Origin of the sequence: Bradyrhizobium sp. 179 (assembly GCF_023073535.1) — a bacterium.
Lineage (GTDB): Bacteria > Pseudomonadota > Alphaproteobacteria > Rhizobiales > Xanthobacteraceae > Bradyrhizobium.
On record NZ_JADPJR010000144.1, the window covers coordinates 1 to 13,907 of the forward strand.

General features: G+C 60.9%; 12 protein-coding genes and 1 pseudogene. 8 read left to right on the forward strand and 5 right to left on the reverse strand.

The window, feature by feature from the left end; translation table 11 throughout:
* The 3 genes and pseudogenes from IVB12_RS32985 to IVB12_RS32995 form a co-directional block, all read left to right on the forward strand.
* Positions 1–401, forward strand: a pseudogene (locus tag IVB12_RS32985) (prolyl oligopeptidase family serine peptidase); the annotation flags it as partial.
* A 115-nt stretch (positions 402–516) separates the two neighbouring features.
* The gene (locus tag IVB12_RS32990; protein WP_247305886.1) at positions 517–1,506 is read left to right on the forward strand and encodes a tripartite tricarboxylate transporter substrate binding protein; all 990 of its coding nucleotides are present in this window, start codon (positions 517–519) and stop codon (positions 1,504–1,506) included.
* 32 nt (positions 1,507–1,538) lie between these two features.
* On the forward strand, positions 1,539–2,684 hold the full coding sequence (locus IVB12_RS32995; protein WP_247305889.1) for a mandelate racemase/muconate lactonizing enzyme family protein: 1,146 nt from the start codon (positions 1,539–1,541) through the stop codon (positions 2,682–2,684).
* A gap of 88 nt (positions 2,685–2,772) precedes the next feature.
* Here IVB12_RS32995 and IVB12_RS33000 read toward each other — a convergent pair whose 3' ends face one another.
* The 4 genes from IVB12_RS33000 to IVB12_RS33015 all read right to left on the reverse strand — a co-directional run bounded on the left by IVB12_RS33000 (position 2,773) and on the right by IVB12_RS33015 (position 8,080).
* On the reverse strand, positions 2,773–3,114 hold the full coding sequence (locus IVB12_RS33000) for a hypothetical protein (protein ID WP_247305892.1): 342 nt from the start codon (positions 3,112–3,114) through the stop codon (positions 2,773–2,775).
* A gap of 92 nt (positions 3,115–3,206) precedes the next feature.
* Positions 3,207–3,845, reverse strand: coding sequence for a TetR/AcrR family transcriptional regulator (locus IVB12_RS33005; RefSeq protein WP_247305895.1), 639 nt, complete (start codon positions 3,843–3,845; stop codon positions 3,207–3,209).
* A gap of 15 nt (positions 3,846–3,860) precedes the next feature.
* Positions 3,861–6,971: an efflux RND transporter permease subunit gene (locus tag IVB12_RS33010; RefSeq protein ID WP_247305897.1), complete on the reverse strand. Its 3,111-nt coding sequence runs from the start codon at positions 6,969–6,971 to the stop codon at positions 3,861–3,863.
* Positions 6,971–8,080 carry an efflux RND transporter periplasmic adaptor subunit gene (locus IVB12_RS33015; protein ID WP_247305899.1) on the reverse strand — a complete coding sequence of 370 codons (1,110 nt, stop codon included), beginning with the start codon at positions 8,078–8,080 and terminating at the stop codon, positions 6,971–6,973. The genes IVB12_RS33010 and IVB12_RS33015 overlap by 1 nt, the downstream gene beginning before the upstream one ends.
* Positions 8,081–8,297: 217 nt before the next feature.
* On the opposite strand from IVB12_RS33015, the gene IVB12_RS33020 reads away from it, so the two are divergent.
* The 5 genes from IVB12_RS33020 to IVB12_RS33040 all read left to right on the forward strand — a co-directional run bounded on the left by IVB12_RS33020 (position 8,298) and on the right by IVB12_RS33040 (position 12,854).
* The gene (locus tag IVB12_RS33020; RefSeq protein WP_247305901.1) at positions 8,298–8,915 is read left to right on the forward strand and encodes a TetR/AcrR family transcriptional regulator; all 618 of its coding nucleotides are present in this window, start codon (positions 8,298–8,300) and stop codon (positions 8,913–8,915) included.
* A complete protein-coding gene (locus IVB12_RS33025; RefSeq protein ID WP_247305903.1) occupies positions 8,908–9,756 on the forward strand; it encodes an alpha/beta hydrolase in 849 nt (282 codons plus the stop codon). The genes IVB12_RS33020 and IVB12_RS33025 overlap by 8 nt, the downstream gene beginning before the upstream one ends.
* A gap of 74 nt (positions 9,757–9,830) precedes the next feature.
* Positions 9,831–10,991: an iron-containing alcohol dehydrogenase gene (locus IVB12_RS33030; RefSeq protein ID WP_247305905.1), complete on the forward strand. Its 1,161-nt coding sequence runs from the start codon at positions 9,831–9,833 to the stop codon at positions 10,989–10,991.
* Positions 10,992–11,046: 55 nt separating this feature from the next.
* A complete protein-coding gene (locus IVB12_RS33035) occupies positions 11,047–12,375 on the forward strand; it encodes an SCP2 sterol-binding domain-containing protein (protein WP_247305907.1) in 1,329 nt (442 codons plus the stop codon).
* A 275-nt stretch (positions 12,376–12,650) separates the two neighbouring features.
* Positions 12,651–12,854, forward strand: a complete 204-nt coding sequence (locus IVB12_RS33040; protein ID WP_247305909.1) for a hypothetical protein — start codon at positions 12,651–12,653, stop codon at positions 12,852–12,854.
* A 29-nt stretch (positions 12,855–12,883) separates the two neighbouring features.
* Here the strand turns inward: IVB12_RS33040 and IVB12_RS33045 are convergent, their stop codons facing one another.
* Complete coding sequence (locus tag IVB12_RS33045; protein ID WP_247305911.1) at positions 12,884–13,891, reverse strand: formate dehydrogenase subunit gamma; 1,008 nt, start codon at positions 13,889–13,891, stop codon at positions 12,884–12,886.
* Positions 13,892–13,907: the final 16 nt, after the last annotated feature.

Consider the following 13,907-nt stretch of genomic DNA (forward strand, 5'->3'; position numbering starts at 1 on the left):
GACGGGCGCGCTTCGCGAGCGGCTTGCTACAGTCCTGCAAACAACAAGGGGGTCACTTCCTCATGTCGCTGCGGGGTCAAATCCGGACGTCGCTTGACATAGACATGAGTCCGGTTCGAATGCCGGTACCGGTCTTTCTCGCCACAGGCCTGGCCGACAAGTCGATCTACCCGCAGCGCCAATATGCTGCGGTTGCAGCACTCTGCGCTGCAGGGAGCCATGTGGTTTGGAAGACCTATGCTGGCGTGAGCCATAACGGAACGGTGCACGCAGCCTATTCCGACGAACTTGCATTCGTTCAGGCGGCGCTGGCCGGGACTCCGATGCAGTCCAATTGCGCTTCGATTGCCGATCCGGGACCGCCGGGCGAGGCCTTACCCGGTTTCAAATTCAACGATTGATGAGACGCGGGGAAACCATGCCTTAGGCTGGTTCGGTCTTGCCGCATTGGCCACGGCTCCGGCTCAAAGCCGCCGCTCTGCCCGAGACAGAGCCCTTGGGTGATGGAGAAGAGCCATGCGCTCATTTACACGAAGAACGATGGTCGGCTCAGGGCTGGCAACGGCGATTTATGTTTCGCCTTTCCTGCGAACAGTCGAGGCGCAGAGTTACCCGCAACGACCCGTGAAAATCATCGTACCGTATGCCGCGGGAGGTGCCTCCGACATCATTGCGCGGCTGATTTCACCGGAAATGGAGCGTGCGCTGGGCCAGCCCGTCATCGTCGATAATCGCGGCGGCGGCGCGAGCATGGTCGGCACGCAGGCAGTCGCGACCGCCTCCCCCGACGGCCATACCATAGGAGTTATCGATAGCGCGTTTGTCATTAACCCCGGGCTGTTTCGCACGAAACTTCCCTACAATACCAAAAAAGACTTTGCGCCGATCTCGCTTTTGGCGACTTCCCCTCTCGTTCTGGTCGTGCATCCCTCAGTGCCTGCCAATAGCCTGAGGGAGTTCGTTGCCCTTGCCAAAGCTCAGCCGGGCAAGATCAACTTTGCATCGGCTGGGCTTGGAACGGCCATTCATTTGGCGGGAGAGCAACTGCGACAAGCCGCCGAGATCGATATTTTTCATGTGCCTTATCGAGGCGGAGGACCGGCTATTACCGATCTGATCGGCGGACAGGTCCAGATGACGTTTGCCACCGTCGCAGCTATCGGACAGCAGGTCCGTCAGGGTCTGGTTCGTGGCCTGGCCATTACTGGAAGCGCCCGTATCGCACAGCTGCCCGACGTCCCCACCATGGCCGAGGCCGGCTTGCCGGCCGCCGACGCCACGCCGATTTTCGGCATGGTCGGACCGGCTGCGCTGCCGCCTCGCATCATCGACAAGCTCGCAGAGGTTGCCGGAAGGACCTTCAAAGATGAGACACTCCGATTGAGGACAACGGAACTCGGTTTTGTTTCCGTTGGCAGCTCGCCATCCGAATTTGCCACACGTATCGATGAGGAGATCGCCAAATGGACGCGTATCGTGGAGAAGGGAAACATTCAGCCGGGCTGACCCCCGGCCTTACGTGCACTCAGTGAGCTGCTATGAAAATAACCGAAGTTCATGGTTTCCATCTTAGCTTCCCGCTGGCCGAGCCCATGGGAAACGCTCTCAATGTGTTCCGGAAGCGGGACGCGTTGCTTATCCAGATACGAACAGATAGCGGCCTTTCCGGGTGGGGAGAGGCGGGCAATTCCCCACACGCCGCCGGCGCCTTTATTCGTGCCCGGCTCGCCGGACTCATCCTGGGCAAGTCGCCCGCCGACAATGGCCGCCACTTTCAATCGATGTGCGGTTGTCTCGGGTATGATCGGCGCGGGGCGCCAATGATGGCGATATCGGCCATCGACATCGCCTTGCACGATCTTGCTGCGCAAATGCACGGAATCAGCGTAGCAGCGCTAATGGGCGGAGCGGTGCGCAACGAGGTGTTCGCTTACGCAAGCGGCCCCTTCGTGCGAATGCAGCCCGATCCCTACCGGGAGTATCAGCGCGAGGTCGATCAGTATCTTTCGCTGAACTTCAAAGCCATCAAGCCCCGAGGCGGCGTTGAGCCGAGAGCCGACGGCACCATGGCAAACGCGCTTCGCAAGCAGGTGGGCCCTGATATCGGTATCATGGTTGATATCAACCAGAGCTATACCGCAGCAGCCGCCATCCGGGCCGCAAAGTTCATGGAGGATGCCGACCTGCTCTGGATTGAAGAACCAGTTCAGCCGGAGGACCTCCCGGGCTATCAATCCTTTACGCGCGCCGCCAAGGTTGCCACCGCTGGCGGAGAGGCACTCGGTAGCCTGCGTGCCTTCCGCGATTTTCTGGCCGCAGGTACCTTCGATATTCTTCAACCCGATCTTTCGATATGTGGAGGTTACAGCGGCTTTCGGCAAATCTGGGCGCTCGCGCAAGCCTATGATCTACCCATCATGCCCCACGTGTTTGGCACGGCCGTAAATTTCCACGCCTCGCTTCAAATGTCGGCTGTGCTTGAACCACGTCGCGGAGGGGCCTGCGCAGCGTATCCATTCATGGAGTACGACATGATGGATAACCCGCTCCTGCGCCTCGCCGGCACACCATCGGTTGATCAGCGCGGCATGCTCGCGGTACCGGAAGGTCCCGGCACGGGCGTTGACTTGCGGCCCGAACAGCTCGAGCAATGGGTCACTGACTCGTGGTCGGAGCGTCTTTAGGAAACGCTTCTGCTGTCGTACGTATCGCACTGCGCAAGCAAGCCCAGATCGAATGCCAGACCGCTCCGCGTCGCGTCAGGACCATAAGTCACATCATGGTGCCGGGCATGAAACAGCGGACCCGCGGATGACCATCGATATAGTACTTCCACACCATGGTCCTGCCGGTCTTGTTCGGCTGCGTGACCACGGCCCCGTCAGGAACCAGCACCCACTCACCGTCAATGCGCACACGATAATGCCCGTGATCGGACTCCCAGTCGACATCGGCAATGAAGTATCCGTCTGAGTCCGAGCAACATTGCCCGAATTCGCTTTGTAGGCTCTCGAACCATCCTTTCAGGGGCGAATTGGCGTAGCGCCCGTCATCACGCGCCGTCGCAGACGTCGTAAGCAGCATCAGCCCCAGCGACCACACAGAAAACTTCATTCAGGTATTCCTAGTTCGCCGCCGTATACGCATCGGCGTGCCGCGTGATGAAGTCACAAACGCTAAACGGCGGTGTGCGGCGACCGAGTGCATCAGGTCCGGCTAAGGCAGACTGCTTGGTCGGACCTGCCGAGAGCTTTCAGGATGAAGCGAATCTGGACGCGCAACCCTGCTTCCGGATCTTCGCCGCATTGCAGGCAATGCTCGATCAGCGTCGGATGGAAGAACGGCATGAAGGCGGCGTTGACCGCTCGCGCGGCTTCCGCGGCATCTTCGACCTCGAATTCGCCCGTTTGAGCGCCCTCGCGTATGATCGCCTCGAAGATTGTCAGCAATCGCTCCATGTGCGCCTTGATGACCGCCCAGTTCTCGTGCATGGCGGCGACAATCAGCTCGTGCATGCGCCTTTCCTTGACCAGCGTCATCTTGTTGTGCTGGTGAACGGCGGTCAGGAGCTTGTCGAGTTTCTCTGTGGCCGGTGCGTTCGAACTTGCGATCGCAAAGGCGATCTCAGTAACCTCCTCCAAAACCCGCCCGCAAATGGACTCGTTGATCGCATCCCTCGAGCGAAAGAAGCGATAGACATTTGCCGGGCTCATGCGGAGCTCCGAGGCGATATCAGCCACCGACGTCCTGTGGTAACCGACGCGGCGAAAGTGCTCCTCCGCCACCTCCAGGATAAGCGCGCGCACCTCGTCAGAGCCGGTGACCGTTCGGACCGGACGATTCATGGATGCGACCGAGCCCTACTCGGCAGCCATCGATGTTTGCAATTCCGGTTCCTGCGTCGAATGCTCATGAATCGTATCGGCAGTCGGTTTGATCCGGAACCACACGGCATAAAGCGCAGGCAGGAACAGCAGAATCAGCACCGTGCCGACGGCCGTGCCGCCGATCAGCGTGTAGGCCATCGATCCCCAGAAAACGGAATGCGTGAGGGGGATGAAGGCCAGCACCGCAGCAAGTGCGGTCAGAATCACGGGCCTAGTACGCTGCACCGTGGCTTCGATGACGGCGTGATAGTCATCAAGGCCGGCGGCAAGGTTCTCCTTGATCTGTTCGGTCAGGATCAGCGTGTTGCGCATCAGGATGCCCGCCAGCCCTATCAGGCCCAGAATGGCGTTGAACCCGAAGGGCTGGTGAAAGATCAGCAACATCGGCACGACGCCGGCGAGGCCAAGCGGTCCCGTCAGCACCACCATGGCCATCGTCGAGAACGATCGCACCTGCAACATGATGACGATCAGCATGGCGGCGATCATGGCGGGAAAGATCGTCGCCAAAGCGTCATTGGCCTTGGTTGCCTCCTCGATCGATCCGCCCAATTCGATACGATAGCCGGCGGGCAGAGACGCGATCAGCGGTTGAAGTGCTGTCTTGATCTCCTTGGAGACCTCCGGCGGCTGGGTCGCCTCGTTGATGTCCGAGCGGATGGTGACGACGGGGGTGCGATCGCGGCGCTTCATGATCGGTTCTTCAAGTTGGATTTCCGAATGGCCGACCTGGTCGAGCGGAACCGCGCGGCCGTCCCTGCTCATCAGGGAGAAATCCGCCAGACGCGTCGGATCCAGCCGCTCTCCGCCAGCGCTGCGTGCCACGATCGGGACATTGCGAATGTCCTCGCGGACCTGCGTCACGGTGATGCCGGTGAGGAGGAACTGCAGTTGCCGGCCGACCTCCGCTGGCGAAAGGCCGATGAGGTTCAGTCGATCCTGATTCGGGATGAAGCGGAGCACGGGCGTGCGATCACCCCAGTCGCGGTTCGCCTGGCGCACATCGGGAACGCCACGTATGATACCGAGCGCTTTTTCGGAGATCGCGTACAATTGCGCCGGATCCGGCCCCATGACCCGAAACTCGACCGGGAACGGGGTATAGGGTCCGAACACGAGCTGGGTGACGCGCACATTGGCCTCGGCTGCAAGACCGCCCGACACCGCCTGCCGGAGCCGGTGCTTCAAAGCCTCACGCGCCTCCGCATCCGGTGTCAGCACGACGATCTTGGCGAAGGCCGGATCGGGCAGCTCCGGCGCCATCGCGAAGAAGAAGCGCGGCGCGCCCTGACCGACATAGCTCGTGACGATCTTGGCCTCGGGCTGATCATGCAGCCACCGCTCGAGCTTCTCGGCTGCGGCGGTCGTCGTCTCGATGCTGGTGCCTTCCGGCAGCCGAACCTCCACCAGCACTTCGGGGCGGTCGGAGGTCGGGAAGAACTGCTGCTTGACGCCGCCCATGCCGACGACCGAAAGGGCGAAAGCGACGGCGACGATGCCACTGGTTGCGAACTTGTGGCGCACGGCGAAGGTAATGAGCGCGCGCAGGCGCCGATAGTTGGGCGTGCCGTAGATCGCGTGATGGCCACCTTCGATCGGCTTGATCGCGGGCAGCATCTTGACGCCCAGATAGGGCGTGAAGACCACCGCGACGATCCACGAGACGATGAGGGCAAAGCCCACGACCCAGAAGATGTTGCCGGCGTATTCGCCGGCCGTCGAGCGCGCGAAGCCCACCGGCAGGAAGCCGGCGATCGTCACGAGTGTTCCCGACAGCATCGGCGCCGCCGTGTGGCTCCAGGCATAGGCCGCCGCCAACATACGGTCCATGCCCTCTTCCATTTTCACCACCATCACCTCGATGGCGATGATGGCGTCGTCCACGAGAAGGCCGAGCGCCAGAATGAGCGCGCCGAGCGTGATGCGGTCGAAGAACCGGCCGGTCTCCAGCATGATGAGAAACACGACGGCAAGCGTCAAAGGAACGGCGGCAGCGACCACGATGCCGACGCGCCAGCCGAGGCTGAGCAGGCTCACCAGCAGCACCACGCCGAGCGCCATCGCGAACTTCATCATGAATTCGTCAACGGCCGAGGTGATGTTGACGGCCTGGTCACTGACCTTGGCCAGAGACATCCCGAGCGGCAGCGTCCGAGCGATCGCTGCGGACTTCTCCTCCAACGCCCTGCCGAGCGCGAGGCCATCCCAGCCCTCTTGCATGACTGCCGCGAGCATGACGGCGGGCTCGCCCTGGTGCCGGATGAGGTAGGTGGGAGGATCCTCGTAGCCGCGACGGACTACGGCGATGTCGGAGAGTTTCAGCGTCCGCCCAGCCGCGACGATCGGCGTGTCGGCGATCGCCTCAACACTGGCATAAGCGCCGTCGACCCGGATGAAGACCTGCGGCCCCTTGGTGTCGATCGAACCAGCCGGAGTTAAGGTGTTCTGCCGCTGCAAGGCGGCAACAATGTCCTGTGCCGACACGCCGAGCGTCGCCAGCTTGGGATAGGAAAACTCGACGAATATCTGCTCGGGACGTTCCCCGAGGATGTTGATCTTCTTGACGCCGGGCACGTGCAGGAGGTCCTGGCGAATGGTCTCGGCTTGCCTGGCGAGCTCCCGCATCGGCATGCCCTTCGCTTTAAGAGCATAAAGGGCGAAGCTCACGTCCGAATATTCGTCGTTGACGAAGGGGCCGAGCACACCGGACGGCAGCTTGCGCGCTTCATCCCCGAGCTTCTTGCGGGCTTGGTAGAACTCCTCCTGCACGACGGATGGCGGCGTGCTGTCCTTCAGCGTAACGGTCATGTAGGCATAACCTGGCCGCGTGGTCGTCTCCACCCGGTCGTACCAGGTCAGCTCCTGAATCCGTTTCTCCAGGGGTTCGGCGACCTGGTCTTGCATCTCACGTGCCGTCGCGCCCGGCCATACCGTCGTGACAGTGAGGGTCTTGATGGTGAAGGAAGGGTCTTCCGCCCGCCCGAGCATGAAGAAGGCGTACGCGCCTGCGGCCGCCAGCAGGAGGATGAAGAACAGGGTCACGGCTCGTTCGCGGACGGCGATCGCGGACAGATTGAAGCTCATCAGTTGCTCCTGTCTTGAGAGGCGGTCCTGACGTGAGCGCCCTCCTGCAAGAGATGAGCGCCCAGCGAAACGACCCGATCACCTGAGCTCAGCCCGGAGATCACCGCGGTTTCGCTGGTCACACGCACAAGCTTGATGGGCTGAAAGTGTACGGCCGAGGTGCCGCTCTCGAAGACCCAAACGCCGGTCTTTCTGCCGTCATCGAGCACCGCTCCCAGCGGCACCTGGACTTCCGGTTGGCTCTCCTGGCTTGCAAGCCGAATGGTGACCGTCGCGCCAAGTGGCGCCGCCGCGGCTTCGCCATCGAGCACATAGCGGGCCTCGTAGGTACGGGTCTGGACATCGGCGGAATCCGACAACTGCCGGAGACGCGCAGTAAAGCGGCGCCCATCGCTCCCATACAGGCTCGCCTCGGCGAGCGAGCCGATCGCCGGCCGCATCGTTTCGGGAAGCGCCACCACAGCTTCGCGCGGACCGGACTGTGCGAGCCGAACGACTGTCTGTCCGGCGGAAACCACCTGGCCGGGCTCACCAAGCGTTTGCATGACCGTTCCGTCCGCGTCGGCCACCAGTACGGAATAGGTCGCTTGGTTCTCGGCGACGCGCGCATCGGCTTCGGCCGCGGCGAGTTGCGCGTTGGCGGTGTCGGACGCGGCTTTCGCCTGCTCGTAGCGCTGTCGGGACGTCCATCCGTCGTTGACGAGGTTGGCGTATCGCTTCTCATCCGCGTCGGTCTGAACGACGGTAGCGCGCGCTGCGACAACGGCGTTGCGCTTCGCCGCAAGCGCAAGGCGGAGATCGGTTTCGTCGATCCGCATCAGCGGCTCGCCGGCTTTGACCTGCTGACCGACATTCACCAGCCGTTCCACGATCTTGCCGGCGACGCGAAAACCGAGATTGCTTTCCACCCTCGCCCCTACAACGCCGGTGAAGCCGCGTTCGGATCCGGCCACTCGCGCTGCCGTCACCAGGTTGACGACCGGTCGTTCTTGTCTCGGATCGCTCAGGGCAGAGGCCCTTTGGGTGGGAATGACAAAAGTCACGAAGGCAGCCGCCCCGGACGCCGCGAGCACGACACCGGCCAAGACCGCAATTCTCTTCTTTCTCATGTCCACTCCCGCCTTCATTTAGATTGCCTTCAAACTCTATAATCCAAATAGATTTCGATCGCAATCTAAAAGCATGAAGTCACGGAACCGTGATCATGGTGGGGGTTCGCCAGCTCGGCGTAAGGAGCTTTCGCCACAGGGCCTACCTCTTGATAGATTGCGTTCAGCCTCTATCTCGCATATAGAGGTCAAACGAAATCTAAATAGGAGATCCCCGATGCGCGTGAGTCGCGTTCAGGCCGCGGAAAACCGCCAAAACGTGATCAATGTGGCAAGTCGCCTTTTCCGGGAGCGAGGCTTTGACGGCATCGGCCTGAAGGATCTGATGGAGGCCGCCGGCCTAACCCAAGGCGCCTTCTACAAGCAGTTCGCGTCAAAAGAGGATTTGGCGGTAGAGGCGTCCAACCGGGCATTGGAAAGCGCCTCCCTCCGATGGTCGGACGCGGCCGCGCAGAACCCCGGTGATCCGCTCGGCGCGGTGATCGGGTTCTACCTCAGTGCCGACCATCGCGGAGAAAGGATGGACGGCTGCCCGATCGTGGCGCTCGGCTCAGATGCCGCCAGACAGGGGCCCGGCGTGAAAGCGGCATTCGAAGCGGGGATCAAGGCCCATCTCGAAGTCCTCGGCCGCTTCCTCGCCGAGACCGGCGGCGAGGAGTCCCGTAGCAAGGCCATGGCCATTCTCGCGACGATGATCGGCGCGGTGACGCTCTCGCGGGTCGTCAACGACCCTGATCTGGCGCAGGCCCTTCTCGATGCGGCGGGCGAACAGGTTCGCGACGCCGCAGGCGCCCGAAGGATTGCCCCTCGAACCACAGAGAGACCGAATGCTTAGCACGAGTGAACTCAAACCACGTTTGCTGAAGCTATCGGACACGCTAAGTGTGCGTTTTCAAAAGACCGGTAACGGGCCTCCGCTGCTCCTCATCCATACGATCCGGACGCAGCTCGAATATTTCCGCAGTCTTGCGCCCCTCCTCGCGACATCGCACACCGTGTACGCCATTGACCTCCCGGGCCACGGACACTCACCAATAGATCCAAACGCAAACTTCGACGAACCGTACTTCAGGCAGGCCGTCATTCGCTTCATCGATGAGCTAGACCTCTCGGACGTGACGATTGTCGGCGAGTCGATCGGCGGGGCATTGGCCCTCACGGTGGCGGCGTCGCTTCCCCAGCGCGTGAAACGGGTCTATGCGATCAATCCCTACGACTACGAGACCCGCTACGGGGACGGCATTCGACGCGGCAACTGGCTCGCGAATTTCATCATCGGCAGCTTGCAGATTCCGGTGCTCGGCGCGGTGAATGCATCGGTCGAAAACAAGCTGATCCTCGGCAAGATCATGGGCGGCGGATTTCACGATCCCCGCAGACTGCCGGCCGATCTGCTTGCCGAGTTCAATGAAGTCGCCCAGCGCCCCGGATACAAGCGCATCGCACGCAAGGTGTTGGCAGGCTGGCGATCCTGGAGCAGGGCACGCGATTATTATCGCCAGATCACGACGCCCGTGACGCTCATTTATGGCGATAGCGATTGGTCTCGGCCAAACGAGCGTGAACGCACACGGTCGCTGATTCCTGCTTCGCAGATGGTAACGCTCAAAAACACCGGCCACTTCTCAGCTATTGAGAACCCGTCGGAGCTGGCTCGCACGATAATGGGAACATAATTGCGGCAACGACCAAACGCAGGAGCGCGCAACGATGTTCAAGCGCTTTTGACCACATCAATGGGAGGACAAAAATGCGCAGGACTGGTGTACATAATTTTCCAGCAATTGATCGTGTCATCTACGGCAAAGCGGCGTCTGAAGCCGTCAGCGAAGAGGCCGAACGACTGAGCGCGAAACGCGTCTTCCTTATCGTCAGCCGAACCTTGAACACCAAGACCGACGAGATCGAGAAGATTCGCCGAGCGCTCGGCAACAAGCACGCAGCAACCTTCGATGGAATTGCAGAGCATACGACGCGCAAGCAGGCGGCCGAGGTTGCCTGCCACGCAAAAGACGCCCGCGCTGATCTGGTCGTGGCTGTCGGCGGAGGCTCTGCCGTCGATCTCGCCAAGATCGTCATCATGGCGATGGAACACGACATCCGCGATGAAGCGGGCTTCGATCCGTTTCCCATGGGTCCAGGGCTGAGCCATTCTCCCTTCCGCTCGCCGACCGTCCGGCAGATTGCCGTGCCATCCACACTGAACGGCGGCGAATACAATGCCGCAGCGCTCGTCACGGATGAGCGCCACAAGCTGAAGCAGATTTTCTTTCACCCCAAAATGATGCCAGTGGCGATCATTCTGGACCCTGCTATGACGCTTCACACGCCTTCAAAGCTCTGGATGGGATCGGGCACCCGCGCGATGGATCACGGCATCGAAGCATTGTGCTCGCCAGCCGGTACACCCTTGGCTGATGAAGTCGTCCTGGCGGGAATCCGTAGTCTGCGTGAAGGAATGCTCCAGACCTTGCAGCAAGCTGATGATATCGAGGCGCGCCGGCTATCTCAATATGGCTCTTGGCTCGCCTCTTTTGGGCTACAGGCACGCGTCCCGATGGGAGCAAGTCACGGCATTGGCCACGTGCTGGGAGGGACTTTCGACGTTCCGCACTACTATTGTACACCTGTTATCATGCCGAGCCTGCTTCGCTATAACAAGCCATTCACCGAGGGCGCGCAGAAGCGTTTGGCGACGGCTCTTGGTGCGCCGGATATCGAAGCCGCAGACGCTTTCTCGGAATTCACCAAAAGTCTCGGATTACCTGGCCGCCTTGCCGACGTCGGCGTTGGCGAAGACAAGTTCGAGCGGATCAGCAAAATCGCGATCAACCATCGCTTCGTCCAGGCCAATCCGCGACCCTTCAAAAGCGAAGCTGACATCGTCGGTCTGCTGCGAATGGCTGCCTAGGCAAAACAGCCCCGCGAAATCCGGCGGCGCAGGGATAACGAAACGAGGTGCGGACATGGCGGGACTTGATGATCATCCGATTGCCAAGCGTGTGCGGGCCAGGACGCCGACCATGCCGCCAAAGCTAACGCAGGACGAGCTCAAGGCGCTGGCCCTGGAATGCGGTGCGGATGACTGCGGCATAGTGAGCCTCGATGATCCCTCCCTTGCAGAAGAGCGGCCGCATATCCACCGGGCCTTTCCGTCGGCACGCATCGCCATTTCGATTGTCCGTAGAATGCACAGGGCGCCGATCCGCTCTCCGCTACGATCCGCCGCCAACAACGAATTTCACAACGTCAGCCACGACGTCGAAGACGTTTGCCGGGCGCTGGTGCGCCGTCTCGAAGATTTGGGCATTCCAGCTCTCAATCCGCCCATGGCCTTCCCCATGGAGATGGACGGATTCTCGCAGCGCGGGTGGATCGTTTCCCATAAGCTCGTCGCTGAAGCGTCCGGCGTAGGCAAGCGCGGCATTCATCGGAGCATCATCCATCCGAAGTTCGGAAGCTTCATCTTGCTTGGCACCGTGCTGGTGGACGTCCACATGGAAGCTCCCGGAACACCGCTCGACTACAATCCGTGTTTCGAGTGCAAGCTTTGTGTCGTCGCTTGCCCCGTCGGCGCGATCAAGCCCGACGGCTATTTCGACTTCTCCTCGTGCCTAAATCACAACTACCAGCAGTTCATGGGCGGTTTTACGCACTGGATCGAAGACATCGCAGATTCCAAATCGGCAAAGGAATACAGCGACCGCCATCCCCCAAGTGAAACGCTCCAGCGTTGGCAAAGTCTATCTTACGGGCCGAACTACAACGCTGCCTACTGCCTGGCGGTCTGCCCCGCCGGCGAGGATGTCCTTGGCGGGTTTCTCGCCGATCGGAAGGCGCACGTCGACGCGATCGTCAAACCGCTGCAGGACAAAAAAGAGACGCTCTACGTCGTCTCCAATTCGGACGCGGCGGAGCATGCGGCAAAGCGCTTTCCGCACAAGACCCTTCGTCACGTGCGCAACGCGGCACGTGCGGGCAGCATTTCGCAGTTCCTCTTCGGCATGAGACTAGGCTTCCAACGGGGCAAGGCGAAAGGACTGAACGCAACTTACCACTTCGTTTTCACAGGCACCGAACCAGCCGAGGCGACCGTTCTGATCCGGAATCAGACGCTCTCGATGGTCAAGGGGCTGCAAGGGCGAGCCGATCTCCGGGTGCAAGCCGATTCGAACGCATGGTTGAGATTTCTTGACGGCCGTCTCTCGATCCTACGCGCCCTTGCGACACGCTCGATCCGAATCAAGGGATCGCCTCGGCTGATGAAAGCATTCGCGGCTTGCTTTCCGAAATAGCTCCCGGGCTGCCGGTCCCTCGAGAGCAACCGAACCTTGCAAGTGGCGCCCAAATCATTTCGATAGCCGCAAGGTCGCGCCCCTCGATAGCGCACACCAGGGATTCCGTGGAGCTTACAGGGTGTGCTCGCGCGAAACGGCTTAGTTGCCTCTCTTCATACTCCCGCCTCGCTGGGGCCGATGTAATTTGAATGCCGGCTGTGAAGTGGCTCACATCGCGCCAGGCAATTTACGTCTATCAGTCGTGCCGGGTGGAATGGCAGACGGAGATGCGCATGAAACGCCTCATGCCCTCGCTCATCGCAGCCTTGCTTCTCGCCGGAGCCGCCAGCAGCGTGCTCAAATCGCACGTGCTGTTCCATGCAGGCCAGAGCAGCATGCCATCCATCAAGGAACTGCAGACCGGTCAGGCGAGCAAGCTGCCGGAGCTGCAGATGCAGGACCGCTCTGTCCTGTTTGCGAGAGAGCCGGTTCAGTAAAACGCCCGGCCACTTTCAGGCTGTTCGTCTCACTCGGCCGCCGCGGTCGCAGGTTGAGGCTGTCCGTCGTTCGGACCCGTTCGCGCCATCTGCTCGTCGAGCCAGAGGCTATGGTGCTCGCGGGCCCAATTGACGTCGACTTCACCCGAGCCCATGGCCTCGAACGCACCTTCCATGCCAATGGTGCCGATATAGATGTGCGCGATCATCGCGGCGACAAACAGGACCGCAACGATGGAGTGGACGATCTGGGCCAGCTGCATGCCCTCAATCCCCGTCGTGTAGAACGGGAACATGAGGACATAGCCGCTCGCGGCGACAAGACCGCCGCCGATCACGACGATCCAGTAGATCGCCTTCTGGCCGGCGTTGAAGCGGTAGGCCGGAGGATGATCATGCCCGACGATGCCGCCGCCTCGCTTCATCCACTCGACGTCCACCTTGCTCGGAATATTGCCGCCGATCCACATCAGAAGGATCAGAACGACCCCAATGGTGAACGGGAAGCTCAGATAGTTGTGGGCGTACTTTGCCCAAAGCGACCATTCGGAGAAGGCCTCGAAGCCGATCAGCGGCAACAGCAGCGGTCGCCCAAAGGTGATGTTCAGTCCGGAGATCGCCAAAATGATGAAGCAGGTGGCGGTCATCCAATGCACGAAACGCTCATACGTGTTGAAGCGCACGATGGTGCGGCCGGATCGTCCGCTTTCGAGGCGCACCATGCCGCGCGTGAGATAAAAGATTACGAGCACCGCCAGCATGCCGATGATCGCGACTCCGCCGATCCAGCGCAGCGTGACATTGTGGAACTCGCGCCATTCCCGCCCCTGTGGCTGCTCGAGAACGCCGGACCTTTGATCAGGAATGCTGACGCGACCCTGGATCCGGTTCAGCTCCTGCAAGAGCTGTTGCTCCTTGACGGCGCTGGCGGTCGGATTGACCTGCTGAGCGCCTACCGGTGCCGGAGCTGCCACGATGAGGAGGAGTAAAGCACAAGCCCAAACAGCCGCCCGAACGAATTTTGCAAACGACACCATGAGCTCCTCCTCAATG

Excerpts from the sequence above, each read along its gene's own strand:
- IVB12_RS33045 (WP_247305911.1), bottom strand. The coding sequence starts at position 13,891 with ATGGTGTCGTTTGCAAAATTCGTTCGGGCGGCTGTTTGGGCTTGTGCT.
- IVB12_RS33010 (WP_247305897.1), bottom strand. The coding sequence starts at position 6,971 with ATGAGCTTCAATCTGTCCGCGATCGCCGTCCGCGAACGAGCCGTGACC.
- IVB12_RS33025 (WP_247305903.1), top strand. The coding sequence starts at position 8,908 with ATGCTTAGCACGAGTGAACTCAAACCACGTTTGCTGAAGCTATCGGAC.
- IVB12_RS33005 (WP_247305895.1), bottom strand. The coding sequence starts at position 3,845 with ATGAATCGTCCGGTCCGAACGGTCACCGGCTCTGACGAGGTGCGCGCG.
- IVB12_RS33015 (WP_247305899.1), bottom strand. The coding sequence starts at position 8,080 with ATGAGAAAGAAGAGAATTGCGGTCTTGGCCGGTGTCGTGCTCGCGGCG.
- IVB12_RS32995 (WP_247305889.1), top strand. The coding sequence starts at position 1,539 with ATGAAAATAACCGAAGTTCATGGTTTCCATCTTAGCTTCCCGCTGGCC.
- IVB12_RS32990 (WP_247305886.1), top strand. The coding sequence starts at position 517 with ATGCGCTCATTTACACGAAGAACGATGGTCGGCTCAGGGCTGGCAACG.
- IVB12_RS33040 (WP_247305909.1), top strand. The coding sequence starts at position 12,651 with ATGAAACGCCTCATGCCCTCGCTCATCGCAGCCTTGCTTCTCGCCGGA.
- IVB12_RS33035 (WP_247305907.1), top strand. The coding sequence starts at position 11,047 with ATGGCGGGACTTGATGATCATCCGATTGCCAAGCGTGTGCGGGCCAGG.
- IVB12_RS33030 (WP_247305905.1), top strand. The coding sequence starts at position 9,831 with ATGCGCAGGACTGGTGTACATAATTTTCCAGCAATTGATCGTGTCATC.
- IVB12_RS33020 (WP_247305901.1), top strand. The coding sequence starts at position 8,298 with ATGCGCGTGAGTCGCGTTCAGGCCGCGGAAAACCGCCAAAACGTGATC.
- IVB12_RS33000 (WP_247305892.1), bottom strand. The coding sequence starts at position 3,114 with ATGAAGTTTTCTGTGTGGTCGCTGGGGCTGATGCTGCTTACGACGTCT.